The sequence below is a fragment of the Megasphaera micronuciformis F0359 genome, assembly GCF_000165735.1.
In the GTDB taxonomy this organism is placed as follows: Bacteria; Bacillota; Negativicutes; order Veillonellales; family Megasphaeraceae; genus Megasphaera; species Megasphaera micronuciformis.
On sequence record NZ_GL538208.1, the window covers coordinates 28915 to 47918 of the forward strand.

General features: G+C 44.2%; 17 protein-coding genes and 3 tRNA genes. 14 read left to right on the forward strand and 6 right to left on the reverse strand.

All coding sequences use genetic code 11. The annotated features are described in order from the left end of the window. Nucleotides 1–46: 46 nt before the first annotated feature. Nucleotides 47–613: an NAD(P)H-dependent oxidoreductase gene (locus HMPREF9429_RS03845; RefSeq protein ID WP_006941828.1), complete on the forward strand. Its 567-nt coding sequence runs from the start codon at nucleotides 47–49 to the stop codon at nucleotides 611–613. A 60-nt stretch (nucleotides 614–673) separates the two neighbouring features. Here the strand turns inward: HMPREF9429_RS03845 and HMPREF9429_RS03850 are convergent, their stop codons facing one another. After that, on the reverse strand, nucleotides 674–1519 hold the full coding sequence (locus tag HMPREF9429_RS03850; RefSeq protein ID WP_006941829.1) for an NYN domain-containing protein: 846 nt from the start codon (nucleotides 1517–1519) through the stop codon (nucleotides 674–676). Nucleotides 1520–1547: 28 nt separating this feature from the next. Continuing rightward, nucleotides 1548–2624: a M48 family metallopeptidase gene (locus HMPREF9429_RS03855; protein WP_040773747.1), complete on the reverse strand. Its 1077-nt coding sequence runs from the start codon at nucleotides 2622–2624 to the stop codon at nucleotides 1548–1550. Nucleotides 2625–3163: 539 nt separating this feature from the next. On the opposite strand from HMPREF9429_RS03855, the gene HMPREF9429_RS03860 reads away from it, so the two are divergent. From HMPREF9429_RS03860 to trpA, 7 genes are read left to right on the forward strand one after another with little or no spacing between them, the layout of a single operon-like run. Beyond that, on the forward strand, nucleotides 3164–4621 hold the full coding sequence (locus HMPREF9429_RS03860) for an anthranilate synthase component I family protein (RefSeq protein WP_040773750.1): 1458 nt from the start codon (nucleotides 3164–3166) through the stop codon (nucleotides 4619–4621). Further along, nucleotides 4621–5190: an anthranilate synthase component II gene (locus tag HMPREF9429_RS03865; protein ID WP_006941832.1), complete on the forward strand. Its 570-nt coding sequence runs from the start codon at nucleotides 4621–4623 to the stop codon at nucleotides 5188–5190. Before HMPREF9429_RS03860 ends, HMPREF9429_RS03865 begins: the two co-directional genes overlap by 1 nt. 13 nt (nucleotides 5191–5203) lie before the next feature. Then, nucleotides 5204–6217, forward strand: a complete 1014-nt coding sequence (gene trpD, locus HMPREF9429_RS03870) for an anthranilate phosphoribosyltransferase (RefSeq protein WP_006941833.1) — start codon at nucleotides 5204–5206, stop codon at nucleotides 6215–6217. 10 nt (nucleotides 6218–6227) lie between these two features. Then, complete coding sequence (gene trpC / locus HMPREF9429_RS03875; RefSeq protein ID WP_040773753.1) at nucleotides 6228–7019, forward strand: indole-3-glycerol phosphate synthase TrpC; 792 nt, start codon at nucleotides 6228–6230, stop codon at nucleotides 7017–7019. Further along, nucleotides 7009–7602, forward strand: coding sequence for a phosphoribosylanthranilate isomerase (locus HMPREF9429_RS03880; protein WP_006941835.1), 594 nt, complete (start codon nucleotides 7009–7011; stop codon nucleotides 7600–7602). Before trpC ends, HMPREF9429_RS03880 begins: the two co-directional genes overlap by 11 nt. An 8-nt stretch (nucleotides 7603–7610) precedes the next feature. Then, nucleotides 7611–8795 (forward strand): tryptophan synthase subunit beta, encoded by a 1185-nt coding sequence (gene trpB / locus HMPREF9429_RS03885; RefSeq protein WP_006941836.1) that lies wholly within the window; start codon nucleotides 7611–7613, stop codon nucleotides 8793–8795. Continuing rightward, complete coding sequence (gene trpA / locus HMPREF9429_RS03890) at nucleotides 8788–9573, forward strand: tryptophan synthase subunit alpha (protein ID WP_006941837.1); 786 nt, start codon at nucleotides 8788–8790, stop codon at nucleotides 9571–9573. The genes trpB and trpA overlap by 8 nt, the downstream gene beginning before the upstream one ends. A 766-nt stretch (nucleotides 9574–10339) precedes the next feature. Here the strand turns inward: trpA and HMPREF9429_RS03895 are convergent. Both HMPREF9429_RS03895 and HMPREF9429_RS03900 read right to left on the reverse strand, forming a co-directional pair. Continuing rightward, on the reverse strand, nucleotides 10340–10693 hold the full coding sequence (locus tag HMPREF9429_RS03895; protein ID WP_050777764.1) for a cupin domain-containing protein: 354 nt from the start codon (nucleotides 10691–10693) through the stop codon (nucleotides 10340–10342). 103 nt (nucleotides 10694–10796) lie between these two features. After that, nucleotides 10797–12635 carry a phosphoethanolamine transferase gene (locus tag HMPREF9429_RS03900; protein ID WP_006941839.1) on the reverse strand — a complete coding sequence of 613 codons (1839 nt, stop codon included), beginning with the start codon at nucleotides 12633–12635 and terminating at the stop codon, nucleotides 10797–10799. A gap of 240 nt (nucleotides 12636–12875) precedes the next feature. Here HMPREF9429_RS03900 and HMPREF9429_RS03905 point away from each other — a divergent pair, with 240 nt between their 5' ends. The 5 genes from HMPREF9429_RS03905 (at nucleotide 12876) to HMPREF9429_RS03925 (ending at nucleotide 15755) form a co-directional block, all read left to right on the forward strand. Next, nucleotides 12876–13787, forward strand: a complete 912-nt coding sequence (locus tag HMPREF9429_RS03905; protein ID WP_006941840.1) for an FAD-dependent oxidoreductase — start codon at nucleotides 12876–12878, stop codon at nucleotides 13785–13787. Nucleotides 13788–13928: 141 nt separating this feature from the next. Continuing rightward, nucleotides 13929–14004 (forward strand) — tRNA-Asp (locus HMPREF9429_RS03910). Nucleotides 14005–14009: 5 nt separating this feature from the next. Continuing rightward, a tRNA-Phe gene (locus HMPREF9429_RS03915) sits at nucleotides 14010–14085 on the forward strand. Between the two features lie 12 nt (nucleotides 14086–14097). After that, nucleotides 14098–14183: transfer RNA gene (locus HMPREF9429_RS03920), tRNA-Leu, on the forward strand. Nucleotides 14184–14507: 324 nt separating this feature from the next. Then, nucleotides 14508–15755 (forward strand): YadA-like family protein, encoded by a 1248-nt coding sequence (locus tag HMPREF9429_RS03925; RefSeq protein ID WP_198005681.1) that lies wholly within the window; start codon nucleotides 14508–14510, stop codon nucleotides 15753–15755. Between the two features lie 57 nt (nucleotides 15756–15812). Here HMPREF9429_RS03925 and HMPREF9429_RS03930 read toward each other — a convergent pair whose 3' ends face one another. Together HMPREF9429_RS03930 and HMPREF9429_RS03935 are read right to left on the reverse strand one after the other, a co-directional pair. After that, nucleotides 15813–16535 carry an NAD-dependent protein deacylase gene (locus HMPREF9429_RS03930; RefSeq protein WP_006941842.1) on the reverse strand — a complete coding sequence of 241 codons (723 nt, stop codon included), beginning with the start codon at nucleotides 16533–16535 and terminating at the stop codon, nucleotides 15813–15815. 10 nt (nucleotides 16536–16545) lie between these two features. Continuing rightward, the gene (locus HMPREF9429_RS03935; RefSeq protein WP_006941843.1) at nucleotides 16546–17034 is read right to left on the reverse strand and encodes an HD domain-containing protein; all 489 of its coding nucleotides are present in this window, start codon (nucleotides 17032–17034) and stop codon (nucleotides 16546–16548) included. Nucleotides 17035–17407: 373 nt separating this feature from the next. Here HMPREF9429_RS03935 and HMPREF9429_RS03945 point away from each other — a divergent pair, with 373 nt between their 5' ends. After that, entirely contained in the window at nucleotides 17408–18823 is a 1416-nt protein-coding gene (locus tag HMPREF9429_RS03945) for an alanine/glycine:cation symporter family protein (RefSeq protein WP_006941845.1), read from the forward strand. Nucleotides 18824–19004 lie beyond the last annotated feature (181 nt).

Below are 19004 nucleotides of genomic sequence, written 5' to 3' on the forward strand. Positions count from 1 at the left end.
GATCGGCGATATGCTTTTGCCGTAGCCGATTTAGAAAGGCACATATATGAAAAACGTATTGGTTATTTCGGGACACACGGATTTACAGCACGATTCGTTTAACAATAAGATTATTATGGCAGATTTGGAAAAGGCTCTGCCTGAAGCTCATTTCGAGTATTTAGATGCCATGTACCCCAATTTTAAAATTGATGTAAAAAAGGAACAGGAACAATTGGTATGGGCCGATGTTATTGTCCTTCAGTTCCCCATTTTTTGGTACAGCATGCCGTCACTTTTGGCACGTTGGATGGAACAGACCTTTGAACACGGGCTTTCACACGGCTCCAAAGGAAAGGCCTTAGTGGGAAAGAAACTGCTACTCTCCTTTACTGTCGGTGCACCGGAAGATATGTATCGTGAAGGAGGTTTTCAACTCTACCCTGTGGAAATGATGACGACTCGTTTTATTCAGACGGCTCATTTGTGCAGTTTGGACTATGAAGGTGCCGTGTATACGTGCGGTCTCGGCTATGCGAACCGTGATGATGTGGAAGCTTGCAAGGCTATGGAGTCGGCAGCTCACGAACATGCACAACGCGTAATTAACCGCATTGAAGAATTGGCGAAATAGGATATCTACATGGCTAAACCCGCTTGTCCTTATGGGGACAAGCGGGTTTTATAATGCGTACTATTTTAACTTTTTAGAGAAGCTGCGGTGGCGGTGTTCTTTCTTATCGGCTTTTACGCGGAAATAGTTGTGCTTAATGGCCGTATTTTTGTCGTCCGTCGTCGTGTATACATCAAAGAGATCGAGAGATTCGATAAAGGGAACAAATTTTTTAAAGCCGAAGTTTCTTACATCAAAGTCGGAGAATTGTTTATTCAATAAATTTCCTAAAGTGCCTGAGAAAATCCAGCCGTCTTCATCGGAGTTTTCTTCCGTCAGTTTGATAAGAGCCAATTTAATAGTCGATAAATCTTTGCCTAACGTATTATCGAATGCGTCTTGCCCGTTATGACGGTATTCGGAAGAATGGGAGGTCTTTTCACGGTCATGAGGTATCGAAGTTTCGTGTTCGACCGGTTCTTCGCAAGCTTCTTCAAAGAGGACATCCAAGTATAGAAACTTGTTGCAAGCCGAAATAAATGAGCGAGGTGTTTTGCTTTCACCCATGCCTAAAACATACTTTTGTGATTCTCTTAAACGAGAAGCCAAACGAGTGAAGTCGCTATCCGATGAAACGATACAATAGGCATCCAAATCGCTTTGGTAAAGAAGATCCATTGTATCGATAATGAGTGCCGAGTCGGATGAATTTTTACGAATAGTGTTGCTGTATTGTTGAATCGGCTGGATGGCATTATCGAGAATAATATTTTTCCAAGAAGCCATTTGAGGTGTTGTCCAGTTACCGTAAATGCGTTTATAAACAATATTGCCCAAGTTGTTGGCTTCAGACAAGATGACATCGATATACTTGTTGGAAATGTTTTCGGCGTCAATAAGGACAGCCAATTTCATTTCTTGGTTCATCGTCTCCCTACTCCCCTTTGTATAGTCATTAAATGAGTTGTTGTAAGCGGTTCGTCAAGTCTGTCGGATTTTGCGCAGCCGAAAGATCCATAATCGGTTGTGCCCCCACGTACAAGAGATTGTCGCTGCCGCGGTGAACGTCGGTGGCAGTCGGTTTTTTACCGTCGTGATAGACGGCCGACAAATTGCCGGCAATGAGGTAGGCTCGTTCTTTACCGCTCATAGAGGAGATGGTTTCCGGCTGGTACCAGTCTTTTCCGTGGAGAGAAATCATTCCTGTATCGGCATTGACCTTAACGACACCGCCACTCCACTTTGTAATATCTTCATTATACACGTTACGGCGGGAAATAGTGGACGGATGGTCATTAAAGAGTTCGTTAATACCGCCCGAAGACTGGCCGGGGTTCTTGTCCAGAATTCGCTGCCATACGGCAGCACCGGCTCCGATGTTGTATCCTGCATTAACGGCGTATGTGAATGCCAAGGCATCGGCTTCTTTTTCCATCGGTTTCGTAATTAATTTAGCCGTGCCGACTTGAGATAAGATACCTGTAATGAGCTGAGTAGATGTATCACCGCCGATAGCCGCACCGGCAAGGACTAAAGGCATTTGTTTACGAATGCCTTGGATCGGGTGTCCTTTTTGGCCGTGTCCCATTTCATGAGCCAAAACAAAGGCCAGTTCGTTTTCATTGTAATTTAAAGGTTCAAAGGCCCCTATATTAACGCTTAGGTTATGGCCGATAGTACAAAAGGCGTTAAAGCTTTTGTCGTCATTAACAAAGTAATTGTACGGCTTTTTCGTAATAGACGGATCCGTTTTTGCAATGGAAGCGGATAAACGCGTCATAATACGGTCCAACATGGCGTTGGCACGAGGATCGTTGTTGACACCGTATTTCTTCTTCATTTGTTCAAAAAATTCGTTGCGGCCACCGTTATCGAGATGCTTTAACTCTTTTTCGAGGGCGAAGTATTGTATGCCCGCACCGGCGAAACTTGTCCAGTCTATAGCTTCGGCTGTTTGTAAGGTTGAAGAGGCGGGACTGAGAGACACTGCCAGAATACCGGCAAGAATATATGATTTTATAGATTTTTTCATGAATAAATCCCCTTTCGAGCGGGTAGAAAAATATTTTGCACTTACGAGTTTTATTATACCACATAACAGCCCGTAAACAGCAAAAGGAAGAGGAGGGTTATGTATTTTTAACACATTGAATACTTTCTTGCAGTAAAAATGAGACAAAGGAAAAATATAAGGTTTGTGAACAGACCTTTTTAGATTGATGAGAAAATTGGGTATTGACATAAAGATATAAGGACGATATGATGAATGACATAATTATATACCGTCCATAAAACCGAAGAAGCGGGAGTAACGACGTTATCGTGCACTTACAGCGAGCCGGAACGGTGAAAGCCGGCAGAACGCAGACCGTCAAATGGGCCGCAGAGGGCGCAAGGAAAGGCAGTAGCCGAGTATTTTGCGACGTAAGGCATACGTCAGTTGCCGGGAATATGTTAGTATTCCGTCGAGAGCAGGGAGTTTCTCCTGAACCAAGGTGGCACCGCGGAACCGTATCCGTCCTTGACATGTATTCTTGTCATGGACGGATTTTTTTGCGAGAGGAAGAGAAAATGACACCTAATGAGTTGAAGCAATATGCCAAAGATTATAAGATTGTGCCCCTCAGTCGTCGTTTGTATAGTGATGTTTGTACGCCGGTAGAAGCCTTACGTATCGTCAAAAATGTGAGTAAACACTGTTATATTCTAGAAAGCATGGAAGATGCCAAACGGTGGGGACGATATACTTTCATCGGCTATGACCCTAAGGGGGAGATTACGTGTAAAGACGGTATTGTTCATGTTATAGAAAACGGCAACGTCACGATCAAAGGAGAGGAGCCGACAGTAGTTATTCGTAGAATTTTAGAAGCGAATAAATCTCCTCGCATTGAAAATCTGCCACCCTTTACAGGCGGCTTGGTCGGCTATTTTTCTTATGACTACTTACAGTATGTTGAATCGTCGATACACTTTACGGCGGAAGATGACGAGTCAATTCCTGACCTTGATTTGATGATCTTTGATAAAGTCATTGTCTTTGACAATTTGAAGCAAGAAATCATTCTTATCGTCAACATAGACTTGAAAAATCCGGAAGAGAATTATGAAAAAGCTCAACATGAGTTGCAAGTTATGCATGATTTATTGCTGTTCGGGAAAAAAGCGGCACCGGATCCGTTGGTATTAAGCAAAGGATTTACCCCGCTTTGCGATAAGAAAGAGTATTGTCGTATGGTGGAGAAGGGGAAGGATTACATACGGGAGGGACATATATTCCAGGTTGTGCTCTCCAATCGTCTGGAAGCCAGAGGAGAGGGGAGTCTGGTTGATACGTATCGGATTTTGCGGACTGTAAATCCTTCGCCTTATATGTTTTACATGTCTATAGGAGATATTGAAATCGCCGGGGCGTCACCCGAAACCTTGGTCAGATTGGAAGAAGGAAAATTGTTTACATATCCCTTGGCAGGGACTTGTAAACGCGGGGATACAGAAAGAGAAGACGAACGGTTGGAAGCTGAATTACTCGGAAATGAGAAGGAGTTGGCGGAACATAATATGCTTGTCGACCTGGGCAGAAATGATTTAGGTCGAATTTCCGAATTCGGGAGTGTACAAGTCGATTCGTATCTGAAAATTTTGAGATTTTCTCATGTCATGCATATCGGCTCTACCGTATGTAGTAACATTCGACAAGACAAAACGGCCTTAGATGCTATCGGAGCGGTACTTCCGGCAGGAACTCTGTCGGGAGCACCGAAAATCAGGGCTTGTGAGATTATTGACGAGTTGGAAAAGTGTAAACGAGGTATTTACGGAGGTGCCGTCGGGTATATAGATTTTACGGGAAATGCCGATACGTGTATTTCTATTCGGTTGGCCTATAAAAAGGATGAACGCATTTTCGTGTGCAGCGGTGCGGGGATCGTAGCTGACAGCATAGCCGAAGGAGAATACGAAGAGTGTAAAAATAAAGCGGCCGCCGTCATTCAAGCCGTAGAACGCTCTAACGGAGGGATTGACTGATGATTTTACTTATAGATAATTACGACAGTTTCTCCTATAACCTGTATCAGTTAGTGGGAACATTTAATCCCCTTATTCAAGTGATGCGAAACGATGCATGCAGTGTACAGGAAATATTGGAGATGAACCCTGAAAAAATTATAATTTCTCCCGGCCCCGGCAGACCGGCTGAGGCCGGGATTTGTGAAGCAGTGATTCGTCAGACGGCCGGAATAATTCCCATACTGGGTGTATGCCTTGGTCATCAGGCAATTTGTGAGGTTTACGGAGGTACCGTAACTTATGCAAAGGAGATAATGCACGGGAAGCAGGCTAAGGTAGTTGTTGAAAACCAATCGCCCTTATTTAAAGGCATTACGCAGCCTTTTAAGGTAGGACGATATCATTCTTTGGCAGCTGATGAGGCATCTTTGCCCGATGAGTTGATGGTTACGGCAAGGGCGGAAGATGGAGAAATAATGGCTGTAGAACATAGAAAAAAGGCCGTATACGGGGTTCAATTTCATCCTGAATCGATACTGACTCCTACGGGCCCGAAAATAATTAAAAACTTTTTGGATTTAACATAAAGGAGACTGGACGATGATTCGAGAAGGAACGATAAAATTAGTGGATGGAAATGACCTTACGGCACAGGAAACGACGGAAATTATGAATGAAGTCATGAGTGGTCGAGCGACGAATATAGAAACGGCCTCCTTTTTGACAGCCCTACAAGCTAAAGGGGCAACGATTGAAGAAATTACGGCTTGTGCTGAAGTGATGCGTAAACATGCAGATGCGTTTAAGGGAGACGGAGATTTATTAGAAATTGTCGGTACGGGCGGTGATAAGTCCTTTACTTTTAATATTTCCACAACGGCCGCCTTTGTTGCCGCTGCGGGAGGTTGCCGCGTAGCCAAGCACGGTAATCGGGCAGCTACATCGAAAAGCGGTGCCGCCGATGTGTTGGAAGCGGCCGGGGCGGTTATTGACTTGGACGGAAAGCAATGCAGAAAGGTTTTGGATGAAACGGGATTTTGTTTTCTTTTTGCCAGGTCCTTTCATAAAGCTATGAAGTATGTAGCCCCGGTTCGACAGGGACTTTCTATTCCGACGGTATTTAACCTGTTGGGGCCTTTGACCAATCCGGCGGGAGCAACCGTACAGGTGTTGGGAGTATATAAAGAAGAGCTGCTCGAACCGATGGCTCGCATTTTGTATAATCTGGGAGTTAAAAAGGGGATTGTCGCCTACGGGATGGACGGCATGGACGAGATTTCCGCGTCGGCGCCTACAAAAATTTGCGAATTCTCGAACGGGCGCTTTACAACTTCTTTAATACGGCCTGAAGACTTCGGGTTGATAAGAGGGGAAAAAGCGGACTTAATCGGCAGTACGCCGCAGGAAAATGCGACTATAATGAGACGCATCCTGAGCGGAGAAGAAAAGGGAGCGAAACGAACAGCCATCGTCTTAAATGCAGGCGCCGCCTTATATGCGGACCGTAAGGCCGCTTGTTTGGCCGGCGGCATAGAATTTGCCGGAAAAATTTTAGATGAGAAGAAGGGGCTGCACGTATTGAATGAATATATTGCAGCTACGCACAGAGTATAGAGGTGATTATATGATACTGGATGATATTACGGCCGCCGTTTATAAACGGTTAGCAGATGATATGGAAAAGACTTCTTTGAGTGAAATGAAAAAGGCGGCTGAAAATATGTCACCTCTAAAGAAAAAAACTTTTAAAGAAGCATTGAGAAAAAGCGGCATGTCCTTTATTTGTGAAGTGAAGAAAGCCTCCCCTTCCAAGGGTACTATTGTTGATGATTTTCCTTATATAGAAATTGCCCAAGAGTATGAGGCAGCCGGAGCCGATGCCGTCTCCGTTTTAACGGAACGCGATTACTTTAAAGGATCTATAGAGTGTTTAAGAGACATTGCAAAAAGTATTGGCCTACCCGTCTTGCGTAAGGACTTCATTGTTGAACCTTATCAGATTTATGAAGCGAAGGCGGCGGGAGCGTCGGCAGTTTTGCTCATTTGCGCACTCTTACCGCAAGAGGAATTAACTGAACTTGTAGACCTGACTCGTTCGTTGGATATGGATGCATTGGTAGAAGCCCATAATAAGGAAGAAATTAGCCAGGCTCTTTGGGCGGGATCCGATATTATAGGTGTTAACAATCGCAATTTAAAAGATTTCACTGTTTCCTTGGATACAAGTGTGAACTTGAGACGGGCTGTACCGAAAGAGATTATTTTCGTCGCTGAAAGCGGTATTTGTTCGGCAGAAGATATCTCACTTTTACGAAAAAAACGGGTTGATGCGGTTCTTATCGGCGAGAGTCTAATGCGTAGTGATGATAAAAAGGGAACTTTAGCAGCTTTAAAGGGTGGCAGCGGTGAAGATTAAGATTTGCGGGCTTACGAGAGAAGAAGACATACGGATTGTCAATAACGTGCGACCCGATTATGTCGGCTTTGTCTTTGCAGGTAATAAACGCAAGGTGGATGAGGCCCAAGCGGCTCGTTTAAGACAGTTATTAGATGAAAATATACCGGCTGTAGGGGTCTTCGTTAATGCCCCTATAGAACAGATATACCGCTTGGTCAAAGCAAAAACCGTACAACTTGTACAGCTGCACGGCAATGAGGATGAAGAATATATAAAGGCATTGAATGAATGCTGCCATGTTCCTGTTATCAAAGCTTTTTCCGTACAATCGAAAATCGATATAGAGAAGGCTAGGAAAAGTTCGGTGCCCTGGGTTCTTTTGGATAACGGTAATGGCGGTACGGGTGAGCGGTTTTCGTGGGATCTTATAGCGTCTCTGCAACGCCCCTTCTTTTTAGCCGGAGGCCTTTCTCCGGAAAATGTGCGGGAAGCGGCTATTTATCGGCCTTATGCTCTTGATGTAAGTAGCGGTGTAGAAACAAACGGAAAAAAAGACAAAGAGAAAATAAAGCGATTTGTAACATATGTGCGTAACTTGTAGGAGGATATATGGAAAAGGGAAGATTCGGGATTTTCGGAGGACAATATGTACCCGAGACGTTAATGAATGAAATTCATGATCTGACTGAAGCGTATGAAAGGTATAAGGAAGATTCCGAGTTTCAAAAGGAATTGGAAACGTTACTTAATACCTATGCAGGCAGACCGTCAAGTTTATACTATGCCAAACGGATGACTGAAGATTTGGGCGGAGCTCGTATATATTTAAAGCGGGAAGATTTGAATCATACGGGGGCTCATAAAATTAATAATGCTCTAGGTCAGTGCCTGCTGGCTAAAAAACGAGGCAAGACCCGTGTCATTGCGGAAACGGGAGCGGGGCAGCACGGAGTGGCTACCGCTACAGCCGCTGCATTCATGGGGCTTGAGTGTGAAATTTTTATGGGAGAAGAAGATACGCAGCGTCAGGCGTTGAACGTGTATCGTATGGAGCTGTTGGGAGCAAAGGTTCATGCCGTTACGTCGGGAACACGTGTTTTGAAAGATGCGGTTAATGAAGCAATGCGAGAATGGGTATCGCGCGTTGACGACACACATTATGTTATCGGGTCGACTATGGGGCCGCATCCTTTTCCTGTCATGGTACGTGATTTTCAAGCCGTCATAAGCAAGGAAGCACGTAGTCAGATATTAGAAGCTGAAGGTAAGTTACCGAAGGTTGTCATGGCCTGCGTCGGTGGCGGCAGCAATGCTATCGGCATGTTTTATCATTTCATTGAAGACAAAGAAGTGCGACTTATCGGTTGTGAAGCTGCCGGTAAAGGGGTTGATACGCCTTTACATGCAGCGACGATGACCAAGGGCAGTGTGGGGATTTTTCACGGCATGAAATCCCTCTTTTGCCAAGATGAAGACGGGCAAATTGCTCAGGTATATTCTATTTCCGCAGGACTTGACTATCCCGGAATCGGCCCTGAACATGCGTTTTTGAAAGAATCCGGTCGTGCCGAATACATTCCTGTTACGGATGATGCAGCTGTGGAGGCCTTTGAATACATTGCTCGTACGGAAGGGATTATTTGTGCCATTGAAAGTGCTCATGCCGTATACGAAGCCATGAAGATTGCACCTATATTAGATAAAGATGACTGCATGATTGTCTGCCTTTCCGGCCGAGGTGATAAGGATGTGGCAGCCATTGCCCGTTATAGAGGGAGGGATATCCATGAATAGAATACATAAGGCTTTTGACCACGGACCGGCCTTTATTACCTTTCTGACAGCCGGTGATCCGACACCTGAAAAGACGGTAGAATATATTTTAGAAATGGAAAGAGGCGGTGCGGACTTAGTGGAAATCGGTATTCCTTTTTCAGATCCTATTGCCGAGGGGGTTGTCATACAGGAGGCTAATATACGGGCTCTTAGCGGGCATACGAAGATAAAAACGGTATTTGATATTGTAAGAAAAGTGCGTCAACGCTCTCAAATCCCCTTGGTATTCATGACTTATGTGAATCCTGTGTTTAATTACGGTAAAGAACGATTTTTTTCTGCTTGTGAGGAAACGGGCGTGGACGGGATTATTATTCCCGATCTGCCCTTTGAAGAACGGTCCGAATGCGCAGATGTTGCAAAAAAACACGGTGTATCTCTTATTTCTATGGTAGCACCTACCTCTCAGGACAGAATTAAGGAAATTGCCGCTGTAGGAGACGGATTTTTGTATGTCGTCTCATCTCTCGGCGTTACGGGAACAAGAACGAAAATTACGACAGATTTAAAAGAAATGACGGACCTCATTCGTTCTGTAACATCTATTCCTGCTGCCGTAGGTTTCGGCATCAATACGCCTGAACAGGCTTCTGCAGTTGCCGCTGTTGCCGACGGTGTAATCGTCGGCAGCGCTATTGTAAAAATCATAGGCCGATATAAGGATGAAGCCGGTCCCCGCATTTATGACTATGTAAAAATGATGAAAGCAGCCGTTAGGAAGGCTGCGGAAAAGTAAGCAAAAGGAACACCCCGTCTGCAGGAGACATCTGCAAACGGGGTGTTTTTCAACCATATTCAATTGTCGTAAAGTCTTATCTTAGTGTGTCTATAAAATATACAAGCAGATTACTTCCATTTAAACGTTCTTACACGACCTACATAAAATATCCTTTGGCATAGCACGCACAACAGGTAATCGAAGAGATACTTTTGAAATACGTATTTATTTCTTAAGAGTGTTGTGTGTAAAACGGTAAATTGTCGTCATGCTATACGTCCATCCGTAATCCTCTCTTACAGAGAAATCTTTTCTTGCAACGTAATGAGCGACTCTGTTTCCAAGTGGAGGTGCAGTCAAGAAGTACCGCCCGAAGGAGTCGTCGATTACAGGTTCTTACTGATGGTGCGAGTCCGCCGACCGTGAGAGGAACAGCCGCTATATTGCGAAGGCTCACTGTGTTGTTCTGCGTCCAACGGAATCACCTCATCTCCTTGATTTTGCCTACAGTATAACATGGGAAAGGGGCGTGTCAAGAGCGAATTCATACGGTTAATGCAAGATATGAAGACCTGCATGCGTAAAAGTAAACGGGATTTAGACAATAAAATTTAAAATCACAAAGTAAATAGGATAATTATTTAAATAGTTTAAAAATCTGATTATAAGTGTCGGCGTTGATGGATTAGCATTTCTCGGTGCTCCCGGGTATATAGTAGTGCAGAAAGAAACAGCCTTCAGCTCATACCGATTAGTGAGTTGAAGGCTGTTTCGTCGTACCTGATCAGTCGTTAATAATAAGGGCCATGAAGACGAAGTCTTCCGTTCCCTTTGTGTTGTCTACGCCGTGTTTAAAACCGTTAGGCGTGAAGGTGACTTCGCCCGGACCGATTTCCCGGATCGAACCGTTGTCGTTGTAAAGTGCATGCCCCTTGAGAACATAGTAGGTTTCGCTGTTGCCGACGTGTTCGTGGTAGCCCAAGGCGGAACCGGCAGGGATGGTTACTTCCGCATAAAGTCCGCATTTGTCGTTCAGTTCTTCCTTACCCAATAAATGCTTAATATACATAGGACCTTGCCCGCCGGCGTGATTCATCTTTTCATCCGTCCGCAAATCGGATGTTACGAAATTTTTCATATTCATAATCCTCCTTCTGAATTGAAGCTCTGTTTATTATACGGCAAAGCGGGTGGAAATAAAACAGACCTGCACGTTAAAGAGCAGGTCTGTCCTATGGAATCTAGTATTCAGTATCTTCCGTTAAAGGTGTTTTTCCGAAGCGGGTTACCAAATCCTTCTTTTCCCAATGCCATTTGGGTGAAGCCAAACTGATGGAGTCGTCATAAGCAGGTGATTGCATATTGAGGATACCGCAAACCAGTTCGTATACGAGGTCATTAGTGAAGTATGACTGTGCATGAGATTTTAAGGTTGCCGTAATCTCCGGATTACGTTGCATGTAGTCGTCGGAAAGCCATGTAAACATGGGAATCCGCAAAACCTTAAAGCTGGCTCCGTCAGGTTGACGGGCAATGCTCGGGTCCGAACCGTGGTCGGAGAAATAGAGCATGGCATCTAAGTGCAGGTTATCTCTTGCGTAGTCGAAGACTTGGGACAAGAACCAATCGGTATATAAAATGGTATTGTCGTAGTCCGCCTCTTGATTTATCTTGCCGTCATCAAATTTTTGGAATTCTGCCGGATAGCGGTTTCTATATTCTATGTGGCTGCCCATAATGTGGAGAACGACAAAGTTCTTTTCATTCGGGTTCACCTTCGTTAAGAACTGTAACAGGGCTCCGTCCAAGGTCGATTCTTTTAAGTCCTGGTCGACCCATTCCGAGACATCTGCTGTCTTGGCAATGAGTGAAATCGGTGTATCGGCTACGCCTACGGAGCCTTGATTACTAAACCAATACGTCTTATAACCGGCTTTTTTTGCCATGTCGATGATAGAAATGGATTCATTAAACTGTTTTGTATTGTAGAAATTAGACTCCGTCAAGGCATGCTCTAATACGGGAACCGTATACCATACACAGCTGTAGACATTAGTAAAGAGGGTGAAGTGCGGGTCTTCTTTTACGGCACTCAACCAAGGCGTATTGTCCGGTGCTGACGGGTTATAGGCATTCATGAGTGTTCGTGTTTCTGATTCGCCGATAACGACGATAACCGTATTGGGTCCCAGTCGAGGATTGAGCTGCACTGCCTGTAAAGCGGCATATTTATCATCATGATTTTCCGCATATAATTTAGCCCGTTCCAAATAATCGTGAGTGTCTAAAAAAGTTCGTACAGGAAAAGAATTAGGCAAGAGTTCGTCGTACAATATCCAGACGGACGGAACGATGACGAGGAGGGACAATAAGGGTAAAATCTTTTTGTATACCGTCGTTTTCGGCAAAGATGGTGCCGTATAGTGGGTGCCGAAGAAGAATGCGATAATAAGGAATAGTAGAAACATAGTACCGATGATCATTCCCGCACCTAACGAATGCAGGTATTCCAGTGTTTCAGCCGGACCGGTTTGGAAGATAATCAAAGAACCGGATGTGGTAATACAAGACTGATACAGACTGTAGTAAGCCCATTGCATGACGTTGACGGCTACGACAAGAAGTAGCAGTCCGGTCATAACTAAAGCGCTTATTACGCGCGGTAAGAATTGCTTGGCCGTCATGGATAAAAGAAAAAGTACGGCAAAAAGAAAGAGACCGTTATATATGTCGTAAATATTATTTAAGTAGACCGTGTTGCCGTTAATTAGAGTTATATAAGCCAGATACGGCCCCGTGATTATCCATGACAATCCCACGAGAGCCGGTGCGGCAAGGGTGCGAAACGACAAATTTTGCACGTATAAGGCCAAAGCAACTACGACAGCGCCGACAGCGGGAATAAGGCCTCGCAGCATAGCGTCTATATTATCCTGACCCAAACCGAGGGACACGATAAATTGCCACTGAATACATAAGGCATATAAAATAATGAAGACCCCAATGAGGGATAAGATTCGTTTCTTTGTGTATATCTTATGGGGTTCTTGAATATATTCTGAGTCTGATGATTGATGCATGTAAATAAATCCTCCTCCGGTAACACCGCATTTACGCCACTTATTATACTCTAATGTATATGAATTACATAGTGTTTTTGTTTTTTTGGTGTAACGGCTCGGAAAAATGAAAAAAATGCTCAAAAGAATCGGAAGTTTGTTTGAATATATAAAAGAGTATGATACACTGGGTAATAAATAATACACAGATGGATATAAGTTTTATGCGGACGTCGTAACATAGAGGAGAGTGTAGTGGAAATGAGTACTGGTGGTAAAAAAATAGCCGTTATCGGTGCCGGACCGGCAGGATATACGGCGGCTCAGGAATTGTCAAAGAACGGCTATACCGTCGATATTTATGATAAAGAGAAGCGACTTGGCGGTGCTATTTACACGGGTATTCCCGAGTACCGTATGTCCAAGGTCTTTTTGGACAAAGTTTTTGCGTCTATGAAAGAAGATAAAAATATTACTTTTCACTTTAATACGAAAATCGATTGTGAAAAATTTGAGGGTCTAAGGAAAAATTATGATAAAGTTCTTGTCGCCACAGGAGCTCAGATTGAAAACACGTACGGGTTTGAACCCGGGAACGGTTTGTATGCCGGGCTGACCCTTTTATATGATCTGAATATTCACGGTAACCATGAATATTATAAGAAGTATAAGAAGGCTATGGTTTGGGGCGGCGGTAATGTTGCTATGGACTGCGCTCGATCTCTTGTTCGTATTATTGATGACGTGTCGGTTGTTTACCGGCGCTCGGAAGAAGAAATTACGGCTAATAAGAGCGAAATCCGTGATGCGCGTAATGAAAATGTTAAATTCAACTTCCTTTGTAATGTAAAACGCGTTCTGCGTGATGATTCAGGTGCCGTCACGGGTGCCCAATTGATTCGCCAGGAACTGGGTGAGCCTGATGCGTCGGGACGACGGTCGCCGCAGTCCGTGCCCGGATCGGAATTTAATATTGATGCGGATATTATTGTTATGGCTATCGGGCAGAAGGTAGATTTATCAGAACTAGCCGAAGACTTAAAAATAACGGAGAATTACCGGACTACCTTGGAAAATGTCTTTATTGCCGGTGATGCCCATGTCGGACCCGCCACTATCGGCAAGGCCTTGATGGAAGGACGTGCCGTTGCGGCAGAGATGCAAAAGGATTGAGTGCTTAGAATACGAACATATGCGAAATATTATTTTTTCGCATATGTTTGTTTTTTTATGTAAATCTATTGCCAAGGATCAAGAAGATATGATATAATCTCACTTGTTCGAGGCGATTCAGTCGCCCGGAGAGTGTAAAACGGCCTCGTGGTGTAGCGGTTAACATGTCGCCCTGTCACGGCGAAGATCGTCGGTTCAAATCCGATCGAGGTCGCCATTTTTGCTCAGGTAGCTCAGTCGGTAGAGCAGGGGACTGAAAATCCCCGTGTCGGCGGTTCAATTCCGTCCCTGAGCACCATTAATTTCATATGCGGTCGTGGCGGAACGGCAGACGCGCTACTTTGAGGGGGTAGTGAACGTAAGTTCGTATGGGTTCAAGTCCCATCGACCGCACCATAAGTAAACAAGCGCTTCTCGAGAGATTCGGGAAGCGCTCTTTTTGTATGCTGTAATAAAACGGGAGTTACGGGATATTTCATGTCGGTTTTAACAGTGATGCATGCGGAAGAATAAAAATGAGTAGAAAATATACTACTTAATGTATAAGGAAATAGAATAAACATTGATTACTAAATAATAATAAAATATAATTACAACTGAATTAACATATAAATACAACATATTTGTAACTATACTAACGATGGAGGTTGTGAGAAAAAGATGATAAGAAAGAATACTTTATTAGCTATAAGTATATTGTGTGCAGTAAACGGATGGAGTATGGCGGCTAATAGCCTGAATATAGGTGAAAATAGTGTAGTAACCGGGGATAATTCCGTAGTCGGAGGAAAAAACTCCAGTGTTAACGGGAATAATTCTATTGCTTTCGGAGAAGGAGCTAAAGTTACGGAATCCAGTGTCTTTGCAATCGGAAAGAGAGCGGAAGTTTTAAAAGAAAACAGTCTTGCTATAGGTAATAATACAAAGGCGACTGAAATTATGACTACGGCTGTAGGGTATGGTTCCAAGGCTAAAGATAAGTATGCTACGGCTGTGGGGTATCAGAATACGGCTACCGGTAACCAGTCATCTGTCTTCGGGTCCGACTCCGAAGCTTCGGGGACCAACTCTCTGGCAGTAGGCAGTCATGTGGAGAGCAAAGGTGACTATAGCGTCGGCATGGGTTTTAAGGCGAAAACAGACAGTGAGGGAGCTGTCGCTATCGGTAATCAGGCAACGAGTTCCGGGGAAAACGGATTAGCATTGGGAACCATTGCCAATGCAACTCAAAAGGACTCGGTGGCACTGGGCCATTCAGCACAAGCAACGGAGATCAACAGCGTTGCGTTAGGCTCCAGTTCCACGACGGATCAGGCCGTATCCACCGCCGTCATGACGATTAACGGTACGAATTATAATCTGGCCGGCAGTACGGCCGACAGTACTGTATCTATCGGTACAGTGAGACAGAATGCACAAGGCGATATTTTTGAAATTAAGCGAACTATTACTAATGTAGCCGCAGGTCGAGTGTCCGATACGTCGACAGATGCGGTTAACGGTAGCCAATTACATGCTGTGACGCAGGCTATTGAAACCAATGCCGGCAATATACGTCTTTTAGACAACAGAATTAATAATATATCCAATATAGCAGCTACACAAGCTAATAACTATACAGACTCGCAAGTAGGGAAAGTAGGAGCCAGGTCAGCCGCTTTGGCAGGACTGCATCCGCTTGAATTTAATAAGGATGACAAGGCCAGCTATGCTGTTTCGATGGGCAATTATAAAGGAAAAAGTGCCGTGGCTTTGGGGGCTTTTTACCGGCCCAATGAACGAACTATGGTCGGGTTCGGGACGACAGTGGGAGACGATACGCAATATACTTTGAATGTATCCTTTAAAACCGGTAAAGGGAATGACTATGTTGCGGAAGGCAAGTCGAAGGATGCCAGAATTACCCGTTTAGAACTGTTGGTACAGCAATTGTTACAAGAGGTTCAGGAATTAAAAGCAAGTCGATAATAAATGATAAAGGACACGCTTCAGAATGAGGGAATTCTGAAGCGTGTCCTTTTGTGCTTATATTTTTACTTGGCTGAAAACCTTGCCGATAGGTTCGCGAATGACCAGATCGGCTTGAGTGTCCAGTCCCGTCTCACCTTTATTGATTAGGACCAGCTTATGGCCTTTGTAATAGTGAACAAGTCCGGCTGCCGGATAGACAACGAGAGACGTGCCGCCGATGATGAGCATGTCCGCTTTTTGGATATACCGTATCGTTTCCGTAATAACCTCGTCGTCTAATGATTCTTCATATAGGACGACATCAGGTTTTATGGGGCCGCCACAGGAGTTGCAACGAGGGATGCCGTCGGCTTTTTTCATATACTCTGCATCGAAGAAGGCCCCGCAACGTTCGCACCGGTTACGGTGCACGCTGCCGTGGAGTTCCAACACATTGTGACTGCCCGCTTTTTGGTGTAGACCGTCGATATTTTGCGTAATGACGGCTTTGACTTTTCCGGCCCGTTCCCATTCAGCTAATTTCAAGTGGGCTGCATTGGGCTTTGCATTAAGACAGAGCATTTTGTCGTGATAAAAACGATAAAACTCTTCCTTGTTATTTTCATAGAAAGTGTGGCTCAAAATTGTTTCGGGAGGGAAGTCATAGGTCTGATTATACAGGCCGTCTACACTGCGAAAATCGGGTATGCCGCTTTCTGTCGAAACACCGGCTCCGCCGAAAAAAACGATATTGTCGGAATTCTTTACCATTTGAACGAATTGATCGATTTCAGACATACGAACCTCCTTATAAGGCGAAGATTTTGTTTAATAACGAAAGGCCGCTTTTTGTTTTGAATATGCTGTCGCGAAAATGTCGAATGGCATCCGCTCTTAATGCGTCTTCATAGGCATTGACAATGAAGTCGGCTTCCAAGAGGATTTGCCAGTCGGAACCGTCTATACCGCTATAAGTGTGGTGGTGAGCAATGAGAAAACATACTCTGTCTATGAGTTCTTTATCTGTCGTTAAACGGCTTAAAATTTCTCGTACCGGTGCAGGACCTTCTATTTCCTGATATTTTCCCGAGCAGTTTCCGTACTTTTCTTCGGCGGCATGAATTCCTATATCATGCAAGACTGCCGCTGTGCAAAGAATTTCCAGCGTGCGAGGGTCAAGCCCCTCCATACGGCCGATGAGCTCGGCAAAGGAATGAACTTTAATAAAGTGTTGAATGCGTTTAGCATCGCCTTTGTCGTAAGTAATGGCGGCTACCGTAAGTTTACTTATATCCATGTCAGGTACCTCAAAATCATACTTATTAATATATTTTCATTATACTAGGTCGTACAGACTTTTGCTATAAACAGAATATCTTTATAAATACGAATGACACGAGGCGATGCGCGCGATTCGGAAACAGCGATTCGCAATATGAAAAGAAAGGAAATGACCATAAAACAGAAATAAATAAGGAAAAGTAAGGGCAAAATAAAGAAAATATGAAAAATAACAAAGCTATAAACAAAAGCGATAGTTTCGATTTGTAACATATTAAAAAAGAAAGGGAAAAATCGCTTAATAAGGTGAATATTTATTGACAAAAACAACGGCACATCTTATGATTTCTATATGTGAAAATGAATTTTAACAAAAGGGGAGAGCTTTTATGGCTGCACTTATTTTAAATGAGTTGGATTATTTGGACAGTGTCCTCTATTATCCCGTCTTGGTCGTCGTACTGGTTGTAGCGGGACTTTATTTTTCTTGGCGAACCAGACTGGTACAGTTGCGGATGTGTGCCGAAAGTATTCGTGTCGTTTTGGAAAAACCGCAAGGAGCTGAATCTGTATCGTCTTTTCAGGCTCTTATGGTATCTACGGCGTCGCGTGTCGGTACGGGGAATATTATCGGTATTTCTACGGCTATTTGTCTCGGCGGTCCGGGAAGCGTTTTTTGGATGTGGCTGGTGGCTATTATCGGCGGGGCCAGTGCCTTTATTGAAAGTACATTGGCTCAGATTTATAAACGGCGTGATTCCCGAGGCGGTAGTTACGGCGGTCCGGCTTACTATATTGAAACAGCCTTGCACAGTCGTTTTGTCGGTGCTGTTTTTGCCCTCTTTTTGATTTTGACCTATGCCGGCGGCTTTAATCTCCTGGCGTCTTATAACTTACAATCAACCTTTGCCGTATACAGTTTTTATGATAAAGCGACGACGCCTTGGATTTTAGGAGCCATCTTTGCTGTTTTGGTAGGGTATTGTATTCTCGGGGGCGGCAAGCGTATTGTTCGCACGACTTCTTGGATTGTTCCTATCATGGGCGGCATTTATGTAGTAGCGGCTTTATATATTATTTTGACCCATATTACATATATCCCCGATGTGTTTGCGCTTATCTTTGCTAATGCATTTGACTTTCAGGCGATTTTCGGCGGTATTGCCGGATCTTGCCTCATGTACGGCGTAAAGCGCGGCCTCTACTCGAACGAAGCCGGTATCGGTTCGGCCCCGAATGCGGCCGCTACAGCCGATGTCAGCCATCCCGTAAAACAAGGGCTTGTACAGATGCTTTCCGTATACTTGGATACCTTGGTAGTCTGCACGGCTACGGCAATGATGTGCCTTTGTTCGGGTGTGCCCATTACCAAAGAGGCTGCCGGGGCTACCTATGTACAGCAGGCCTTGACGGCGGATCTCGGGTCTTTCGGTCCGATTCTGATTACCGTTTGCATGGTCCTTTTCGCCTTCTCCACACTGATCGGTAACCTCTTTTATGTAGATAATTGCTTGACCTTTCTTCACGGTAAGGTGCCCAGCAAATCTTTTATGGTTGCGTATCGCATCATTGCGGCTCTGATTATCTTTGTCGGTGCCGGTATGTCCATGGCTGCGGCTTGGGACATAGCGGATATCTTTATGGCCTTCATGTGCCTTATCAACATCCCGGCATGTGCTATTTTGGGCACTACGGCCGTTAAAGCTATGAAAGACTATGAACGCCAGAAAAAAGAAGGAAAGAATCCTGTATTCTTGGCGAAAAATATCGGCTTGGATGAAACGAATCTCGATTTTTGGAAATAAGCCGAGTTGTAAACGGGGGCCTCTTTTGAGAGGCTCCCGTTTTTGTGTGTAAAAAATAAAACAGTAGCGTGATTAAAAGAGTCTTTTCTTGACAAAAAAAAGAATATCAGTACAATAGGTCTATATACATAATGTATAAGAAAAAACTATGAAGAAGACGGTCGGGGAATATTCAGTCTTA

Excerpts from the sequence above, each read along its gene's own strand:
- HMPREF9429_RS03865 (WP_006941832.1), top strand. The coding sequence starts at position 4,621 with ATGATTTTACTTATAGATAATTACGACAGTTTCTCCTATAACCTGTAT.
- HMPREF9429_RS03930 (WP_006941842.1), bottom strand. The coding sequence starts at position 16,535 with ATGTCTGAAATCGATCAATTCGTTCAAATGGTAAAGAATTCCGACAAT.
- HMPREF9429_RS03850 (WP_006941829.1), bottom strand. The coding sequence starts at position 1,519 with ATGAACCAAGAAATGAAATTGGCTGTCCTTATTGACGCCGAAAACATT.
- trpC (WP_040773753.1), top strand. The coding sequence starts at position 6,228 with ATGATACTGGATGATATTACGGCCGCCGTTTATAAACGGTTAGCAGAT.
- HMPREF9429_RS03900 (WP_006941839.1), bottom strand. The coding sequence starts at position 12,635 with ATGCATCAATCATCAGACTCAGAATATATTCAAGAACCCCATAAGATA.
- HMPREF9429_RS03895 (WP_050777764.1), bottom strand. The coding sequence starts at position 10,693 with ATGAAAAATTTCGTAACATCCGATTTGCGGACGGATGAAAAGATGAAT.
- HMPREF9429_RS03855 (WP_040773747.1), bottom strand. The coding sequence starts at position 2,624 with ATGAAAAAATCTATAAAATCATATATTCTTGCCGGTATTCTGGCAGTG.
- HMPREF9429_RS03945 (WP_006941845.1), top strand. The coding sequence starts at position 17,408 with ATGGCTGCACTTATTTTAAATGAGTTGGATTATTTGGACAGTGTCCTC.
- HMPREF9429_RS03905 (WP_006941840.1), top strand. The coding sequence starts at position 12,876 with ATGAGTACTGGTGGTAAAAAAATAGCCGTTATCGGTGCCGGACCGGCA.
- trpB (WP_006941836.1), top strand. The coding sequence starts at position 7,611 with ATGGAAAAGGGAAGATTCGGGATTTTCGGAGGACAATATGTACCCGAG.
- trpD (WP_006941833.1), top strand. The coding sequence starts at position 5,204 with ATGATTCGAGAAGGAACGATAAAATTAGTGGATGGAAATGACCTTACG.
- HMPREF9429_RS03925 (WP_198005681.1), top strand. The coding sequence starts at position 14,508 with ATGGCGGCTAATAGCCTGAATATAGGTGAAAATAGTGTAGTAACCGGG.
- HMPREF9429_RS03935 (WP_006941843.1), bottom strand. The coding sequence starts at position 17,034 with ATGGATATAAGTAAACTTACGGTAGCCGCCATTACTTACGACAAAGGC.
- trpA (WP_006941837.1), top strand. The coding sequence starts at position 8,788 with ATGAATAGAATACATAAGGCTTTTGACCACGGACCGGCCTTTATTACC.
- HMPREF9429_RS03860 (WP_040773750.1), top strand. The coding sequence starts at position 3,164 with ATGACACCTAATGAGTTGAAGCAATATGCCAAAGATTATAAGATTGTG.
- HMPREF9429_RS03845 (WP_006941828.1), top strand. The coding sequence starts at position 47 with ATGAAAAACGTATTGGTTATTTCGGGACACACGGATTTACAGCACGAT.